We start from the raw sequence: 5,452 nt of genomic DNA on the forward strand, positions 1-5,452 counted from the left end.
TCCGCGTACCGGCTGAAGAACTCCAGTTCCGGCGACTCCGCGGACAACGTGATCGCCACGTACACGGTGAACGCGTCGAGTGAGGCCGCGAACGGAACGTGGAAACTGCGGGTCCAGGACATCGCCGCGCAGGACACCGGGTACATCGACAGCTGGAAACTCACCTTCTGACGTGGCTGCGCGGCACACGGGGGACACCGTGTGCCGCGCGGAGTTCGATGCCGCGTTCGACGGTGTTGCGTTCGCGGTGGAGGAGCGGGCACGCGCCGAGGAGGCGCTGACGGAGCGGATCCGGGCCATTCACGCGGAAGCGAAGGCTGGCGTACGGGGTGCCGCGTGTTACCCGAGAGCTGCGGGAGACGGGCCCGAACGGCCACATCGCCCAGCGTGAAGCTCCACCATCAGCCGGGGATCGTGACTGCCGACCAGGACGTTCTGCTCGGCTTCCACAGGAAGCTGTTCGGCGCCACGGAGATCTTCCGGGTACCGGCAGTAGTCCGCGGACCACTGCCGGGCGGAGGCCCATGAGGGATAACAGGAGCGGGGCGTAGAGCCTGTCCACTCTGATTCCCTGCACGAATGCATGGGCCTCCGCGACGTTCCAAGGCTTCAGTTCCGCCTTGGTCCTCCGACTTCCTTCCGGGCCGTGCGCGGAATCGTCATGTGCTGGGCCACAGGGCCCGCACGGCCCGGCCCAGCGATCAGTACTGCTCGGTCTCGATGAACCCGGCGTCCGTGTCGTGGCCGCCGTCGAAGGCGTCCGCGGCGGCGACGGGCTCGAATCCGGGCGGGCTGTCCTTGAGGCCCATGCCCATGCCGGCCAGCTTCTCCTTGACCTCGTCGATCGACTTCGCACCGAAGTTGCGAATGTCGAGCAGGTCCGCCTCGGAGCGGGCGAGGAGCTCCCCGACCGTATGGACACCCTCGCGCTTGAGGCAGTTGTACGACCGAACGGTGAGCTCCAGCTCCTCGATCGGCAGCGCCAGATCGGCGGCGAGCGCGGTGTCCGTCGGCGACGGGCCCATGTCGATGCCCTCGGCGTCGAAGTTGAGCTCGCGCGCCAGACCGAACAGCTCGACCAGGGTCTTGCCGGCCGATGCCATGGCGTCACGCGGACGCATGGCCTGCTTGGTCTCGACGTCGACAATCAGCTTGTCGAAGTCGGTGCGCTGCTCGACACGGGTCGCCTCGACCTTGTACGTGACCTTCAGCACCGGGCTGTAGATCGAATCGACCGGGATACGGCCGATCTCCTGGCCGACCTGCTTGTTCTGGACGGCGGAGACATAGCCGCGACCGCGCTCGACGGTCAGCTCCATCTCCAGCTTGCCCTTGCTGTTCAGCGTGGCAAGAACCAGGTCGGGGTTGTGCACCCCGACATCGGCCGGCGCCGCGATGTCCGCGGCCGTGACCGTGCCGGGACCCTGCTTGCGCAGGTACATCACGACCGGCTCGTCGTGCTCCGAAGAGAGGTCCAACTGCTTGATGTTGAGGATCAGGTCGGTGACGTCTTCCTTCACGCCCGGCACGGTGGTGAACTCGTGCAGGACACCGTCGACACGGATGGACGTGACCGCCGCACCCGGGATCGAGGACAGGAGCGTCCGACGCAGGGAGTTGCCGATGGTGTAACCGAAGCCCGGCTCCAGCGGTTCGATCACGAACCGGGAACGGAACTCGTCGACGACCTCTTCGGTCAATGAGGGACGCTGAGCAATCAGCATGGGGTGGTGCCTCCAGATTTCGGCGCCCTCTATCTGACGCCGTAGAAACCGCACAGTATCGGCAATACGACCTGCACGAGGCCGCACCGCCCCACGCTGCCCAGATGCCGGCTCAACCGCCTCGACCGGTGGCCATAGCATCGACGCAACGGTGCTGACGAGGCCAGGGGTCCTGTCGAACTGACGGTTGAGTGGTCTCGTCCAAGGTTGACCGCTCGCACTGGACCCTCGTGCCGGGCGGTCCTGGCCCGGCTGCAGGAACCGCCGGATCCGGACGGGCAGGGCCTGCGCGGCCCGGCGTCTCGCGCGCCGACGACGGCGGCGGCACTACTGAGGCGGGCACCCTCATGCGGCCGCAGCCGCACGAGGGTGCCCGGGTGCCTCAGTTGAGTTGCGCCTCAGCGGAAAGCGGCGATGTTGCGGGCGACCCAGTCGTCGAAGGGACGCGGGGCGCGGCCGAGGACTCGCTCCACGTCCGGGCTGATCCGCAGTTCGGCCGGGATCGGGGCGGAGATGATGTCCAGTGTGTCGTCGGCGAGTTCGGCCGGCACGAACCGGGTCATCGTGGCCTTGGCCTCCTCGCGGGTGAGTTCGTGGAACCGTACAGACGAGCCGAGCGCGGCGGCGATCGCCTCCGCCTGCTGGCGCGGCGTGATCACCTCAGGCCCGGTCAGCTCGTACACCCCCCCGGTGTGTCGGTCGTCCAGCAGGCACGCCGCCGCGACCTCGGCGATGTCCGCCGGGTCGATGACCGGCACCCCCACGTCGCCGAAGGGCGCGGCAACCGTCCCTTGCGTGCGGACGGACTCCGCCCATGCCATGGCGTTGGAGGCGAAGCCGCCCGGTCGCAGGACGGCCCAGTCCAGGCCGGACTCCCGCAACGCGTCCTCCACCACGCGCATCGCGACCCGCGACGGGCCGAGCGGCCTGGTCGCCACGCCCTGCGAAGACAGCAGGACGACCCGGCGGACCCCACTGGCCGCGGCGAGGCCGATGATGTCGGCCGGCCTGGCTTCGGGGGTGTGCAGGTCGCCGGACAGCAGGAGGAACAGCGCCTTCGCCCCGTCCAACGCGGGCGTGAGGCCAGTCGGATCGGTCAAGTCGGCTGCCACATGACGCACTCCGTCCGGCACCGCCACCGCGTGCCGCGACACCGCCGTCACCTGCTCGCCGGCTTCGGCCAGGGCCTGTGTCAAAGGCCGGCCCACGTTCCCGGTAGCCCCGGTCACTACGATCATGTTCAGCTCCTAGTTCGTTGTGCACTGCGGCAATTGACGCTAGGAGCAGGGCTTACTTTCCGTAAGGACATACCCCGAGGTAAGCTCCCGACATGAAGGAAGGCTCGCAGCTGACGCATGCCGAGGCGGGCCATCGGTATGACGTGTTTCACACCGACTGCCCCGCGCGCAACGTGGTCGACCACGTGACCAGCAGGTGGGGTATCTGGGTGCTGATCTCCTTGCGGAGCAACGACCTTCGGTTCTACGAGCTGCGCGACAGCATCCAGGGCATCAGCGAGAAGATGCTCGCTCAGACCCTGCGCGCGCTGGTCCAGGACGGCCTGGTCTGGCGGGAGGTCGAGCCGACGACGCCGCCCCAGGTCACCTACGGGCTGACCGAGTTCGGCCAGGACGTCGGTGAGCCGGTGACGGACTTGTTCGACCGGATCACACAGCGGCTATCGCCGCGCAGCCCGGGATAGTGCGGTACTGGCCGGCCTCGAAGGCGAATCCGGCGTGACCTGGTGACCTGGTGACCTGGTGACCTGGTGACCGACGTTGATGCGCCGGCAGCAACCCGCGAGGTTGTCGAGGGCCTGCTCGGACTCGGGTCCCTGCCGTCAGCCGGCGGAGAAGTAATGGCCGTTGCCCAAATCGGCGAGCAGGCTGGGCTGAGCGGGTTCCCAGCCGAGGGTCCGGCGGGTGATGAGGTTGGACGCCGGGAGGTCCAGCGTGACCAGATTCGCGAGGAACCCGAAGTATCCCGGCAGCGTCAGTACGTCCGCGGGAATGCTCACGGCGGGCAGGCCCAGACGGCTGCCGATGGCCTCGGCGATCTCGCGGAACAGGATGCCCCCGTCCTCAATCGCGTGCCGATATTTGCCGGCCGGACCCTTCTCCAGCGCCAGGCGGAACAGGGTGGCGACATCACGGATGTGCACGGCGTGCCACAGGTTCGCACCGTCTCCGGGGTAGCCGACGACGCCCTTCACCTTCGCGAACGCGATCAGCGTGGGGAGGAATCCGGCACTATCGGTCGTGCTGTGCATGATGGGGATGGGGGGAAAGCCGTACGACCGAAGACCGCATCCGCAACTCCACACAAACCCGGTGTCGTTCGGGCTCTGCCCAGTTTCTTCGCGCGAAACCCGGAGAAGGCCCATGACCACACGACGCAAGCTGTTCGCGCTCCTCACCGCGGTATTGGCCATGCTGGCCATCTCGGTGGCCAGTGCACCCGCACAGGCCACAGGGTTCAGCCGGATCAACATCTGAACTCAAGCCACTGTGGCGTACTGCAACGCGGGCTCAACCGCCCAGCAGTGGCGCGTCTACTCCGCGGACAACCCCACCACACCGCCCGCAGGCTGGTACGACGTGTGGCAGAACGTGTCGAGTGGGTACTGCCCGTCGACACCCGGCGTGGGCAACAGCACGCTCGTGAGGACGATCCCCTGCGATGCCTCCGTCCAGTACGAGAGGTGGCACCAGCAGTAAGCGCAGCGGTTCGACCGGGGCCGCTCTGTGGGTGGCCGCACGTCGCGGGGTCCTACTGGCCCCCATGCAGGCCCCGGCTCCACCCTCACCCCGAACCGGACACCCTCAGGAAAGACGCTGCGCCGACTCCCGGTGACACGGGTGCGGCGAGTGTGAACGGTGCTCCTGCTGTGGCGCCGTGACCCGGCAGCCGTGTTCCGGTGAGGCCGTGTCGAAGATGTGGTCGATGTCCCGGCCGGCGTGCGCGAGCGCGATGCAACAGACCGCCATGAGTGCGGCGAGGGCGGTGACCACTCCTCGCCGCAGCGGGGCCGGTGGCGTGAGCAGGGCCTGTACGCGTTGCGGGACGGGGCCGCCGACCGCCGCCAGGGCGGTCGTGCGCGGGGCTCGTTTGGCGGCGAGGGCGGCGCGGGCCACCGCCTGCGCGACGAGCTTACGGCTGCCGACCGCGGTGGCGGCCGACTCGTCCGCCCAGCGCTCCATGACGAACGTCCCGGTGCGCGTCAGGGGGCGGAGCAGCGGGTTCACGGCCGCCGCCAGCTGGAGGGTCAGCAGGAACAGGTGGTGGCGGTGGCGCAGATGCGCACGCTCGTGGGCGAGCAGGGCGCGGCGCTCGTCGGCATCGAGTGCCTGGAGCATCCCGGAGGAGACCACCACCCGGCCCGGGGCGCCCGGCAGGGCGAAGGCGGTGGGCACCGGGTCGTCCACGACGGCCAGGTCCCCGGCGGCCGGCAGGGAGCGGCACTCGCGCCAGGCGTCCAGGAGTACGCGAATATTCCGCCAGGAGACAGCGGTGAGGGTGATCGCGCAGGCCAGCACCGCACCGGCACAGGCGGCGGCGACCGGCCGGTCGACCGGTGTGGCCCGCGCCAGCGCGCTCGGTGACCACTCCGCCTCGGCGGCGATCAGCGGGATCTGCCCGATCAGAGTCAGGGCGAGCATCGTGAGGACCGTCACCCAGGCGCCGGCGGCGACCACGGCGGCGCAGGTCAGGGACCAGGCGGCGGTACG

6 protein-coding genes are annotated in these 5,452 nt (G+C 68.9%); 2 read left to right on the forward strand and 4 right to left on the reverse strand.

The window, feature by feature from the left end:
- Positions 1 to 171, forward strand: a 171-nt coding sequence (locus J0695_RS28900) for a proprotein convertase P-domain-containing protein (protein ID WP_206966907.1), incomplete at its 5' end; no start/stop codon positions are given.
- 530 nt (positions 172 to 701) lie between these two features.
- Here the strand turns inward: J0695_RS28900 and J0695_RS28905 are convergent.
- Together J0695_RS28905 and J0695_RS28910 are read right to left on the reverse strand one after the other, a co-directional pair.
- On the reverse strand, positions 702 to 1,724 hold the full coding sequence (locus J0695_RS28905; RefSeq protein ID WP_206966899.1) for a DNA-directed RNA polymerase subunit alpha: 1,023 nt from the start codon (positions 1,722 to 1,724) through the stop codon (positions 702 to 704).
- Between the two features lie 398 nt (positions 1,725 to 2,122).
- Entirely contained in the window at positions 2,123 to 2,962 is an 840-nt protein-coding gene (locus J0695_RS28910; protein WP_206966901.1) for an SDR family oxidoreductase, read from the reverse strand.
- A gap of 92 nt (positions 2,963 to 3,054) precedes the next feature.
- Here J0695_RS28910 and J0695_RS28915 point away from each other — a divergent pair, with 92 nt between their 5' ends.
- Positions 3,055 to 3,426 carry a winged helix-turn-helix transcriptional regulator gene (locus J0695_RS28915; protein ID WP_206966903.1) on the forward strand — a complete coding sequence of 124 codons (372 nt, stop codon included), beginning with the start codon at positions 3,055 to 3,057 and terminating at the stop codon, positions 3,424 to 3,426.
- Positions 3,427 to 3,564: 138 nt separating this feature from the next.
- Here J0695_RS28915 and J0695_RS28920 read toward each other — a convergent pair whose 3' ends face one another.
- Positions 3,565 to 3,993 (reverse strand): Rossmann-fold NAD(P)-binding domain-containing protein, encoded by a 429-nt coding sequence (locus J0695_RS28920; protein ID WP_242553331.1) that lies wholly within the window; start codon positions 3,991 to 3,993, stop codon positions 3,565 to 3,567.
- A 553-nt stretch (positions 3,994 to 4,546) separates the two neighbouring features.
- Positions 4,547 to 5,452: M56 family metallopeptidase (locus J0695_RS28930; protein WP_206966905.1), on the reverse strand; the 906-nt coding region annotated here is incomplete at its 5' end.

Origin of the sequence: Streptomyces beijiangensis (genome assembly GCF_017315755.1) — a bacterium.
Classification (GTDB): domain Bacteria; phylum Actinomycetota; class Actinomycetes; order Streptomycetales; family Streptomycetaceae; genus Streptomyces; species Streptomyces beijiangensis.